The 1,748-nt window shown below is 70.0% G+C and carries 1 protein-coding gene; it reads right to left on the reverse strand.

The window, feature by feature from the left end; genetic code table 11:
* Positions 1–98 precede the first annotated feature (98 nt).
* Positions 99–1,676, reverse strand: coding sequence for an IS1182 family transposase (locus ACZ4Z5_RS33325; protein ID WP_468270024.1), 1,578 nt, complete (start codon positions 1,674–1,676; stop codon positions 99–101).
* Positions 1,677–1,748: the final 72 nt, after the last annotated feature.

A 1,748-nucleotide genomic window follows, 5' to 3' on the forward strand; every position in this document is an offset into this window, starting at 1 on the left:
GTGCTGGTCGCAGCCATCAACGAGTGGCTGTGACCAGCACTTTCGAAACACGCCCTAGAAGGCTGATGAAGATCTTGGTGTGATCCGGGCTGCCGCCGTCAGGCGGTGGCCTGGATCTGCCAGGTGGTGCCGTTGTGGTCGAGTCCGAGGTTGATCAGGGTTCGCAGGTTGAGGGCTGCGGCGCGGGTGTGGAGCCAGGCGTTGTTCTTGATGGTGCCGATGTGTCGTAGTCGTCGGTTGCCGTGGGCGACGAGCCAGGCGACGGCGCGTTCGACGGGTGGTCTCCAGCGGCGGTAGGCGGCTTGCCAGTTCGGATCGGTTGCGGCCTGTCGGCGGGCGGCGGCGAGCCGGTCGTGATGCGGACGGATGGTGAGGATCCGCCCGGCCTTGGCGGTGGTGCATCGCTCGCGTAAGGGGCAGCCGGTGCACTGGTCGGTGAAGAGGGCCTTGCGCTGCATCTTCTGCCCGGAGGGTGCGGACAGGGGGACGGTGTGGCCGGCCGGGCAGGTCACCGTGCCGCCCGTGGTGTCGATGGCGAAGTCGTCGAGGCTGAGCCCGCCCGTCACGGCGGTCTTCAGCGGGGCGGGCTTGAAGAACAACCGGTGCCCCCACTCCTGCAGTGTCTGGTGGGTGGGGCCGGTGGAGTAGGCGGTGTCGCCGAATGCGTCCACCGGTTCCTCCTCGTCGGCGAGGAGATCGAGGGCGACGGTCGCCTCGTGGTGGTCGCTCCCGCTGCCGGGGGTGAGGGCGACGGCGGTGAACAGGCCGGTCTCGGGCTCGACGGCGAGATGGGCCTTGTATCCGTCCTGGTAGTGGCTGCGGGTCTTGTGGACGTGACGGGTGTCGGGGTCGACGGTGGAGACGATCCGGTCCGGGGCGGTTCCGCGGGTGATGCGCCAGCGGCCGTCACGGCCGTCGGAGTCGTCGGCGGGCTCCACGTCCTGCCCGGCGACCAGGGCCAGCAGGCCGACCGCGTTCGCGGCGTTCGCGCCGAGCTGCTGGTCGGGGAGGTGTCCCAGCAGACGGAGCGCGTCGCCGACCAGGGCATCCACGAGAGCCGTCCGTGCCTGCTGGTCGTTCCAGGCGATGCGGGGCTTGCCGGCATCGCGGTAGTCGTGAGCGGTGCACTGCACCGCCGCGACCTCGTCGGCGCCGGGGACCTCACGGATCACGGCACGGACCGCGGCGATCAGCTGGGTCACGGTGTCCTGGGTGGCGACCGCGTCGTCCAGCACGGTGGAGTCCAGGGCCCGGCGGTGCCTGCCCTTGAGCACGCCGGTGGCCTTCACGACCTCCCTGACGGCCTCGAACACCCGGTTCGGGCGGGCGGAGCGGGCCAGCCGTCGGCGGAAGTAGGCCAGCAGCGACGGATCGAACGCCGTGTCGTTGAGGCCCAGCCCGCACGCGGCCTTCCATCGCAGGTCACAGCGCAGTTCCTGGACCGTCTCGAAGTCCGACAGACCGTTCAGGGCCTGCAACGTGATCGCGGCGGCCAGGACCTGCGGCGGCATGCTCGGACGACCGTTCGCCGACGGATACATGTCTGCGAACATCGCCGCCGGGAACAGCCGGCCGCGGTGCTCGGCCAGAAACGCGAACACACTCCCGGCCGGAATCAAGTCCCGGCACGTCTCCCAGACATCCGGCCCGACCGGTTCCCCGACCCATTCCCCCATCACCACGACACGAGTCTGGCCCCACCGCTCACGCGCCGGGGCCGGAACCCGAGATCTTCATCAGTCTTCTAG

Source organism: Streptomyces sp. NPDC030222 (genome assembly GCF_055573115.1).

Bases quoted from the DNA above. Each gene is read 5' to 3' on its own strand.
- ACZ4Z5_RS33325 (WP_468270024.1), bottom strand. From the start codon at position 1,676: ATGGGGGAATGGGTCGGGGAACCGGTCGGGCCGGATGTCTGGGAGACG.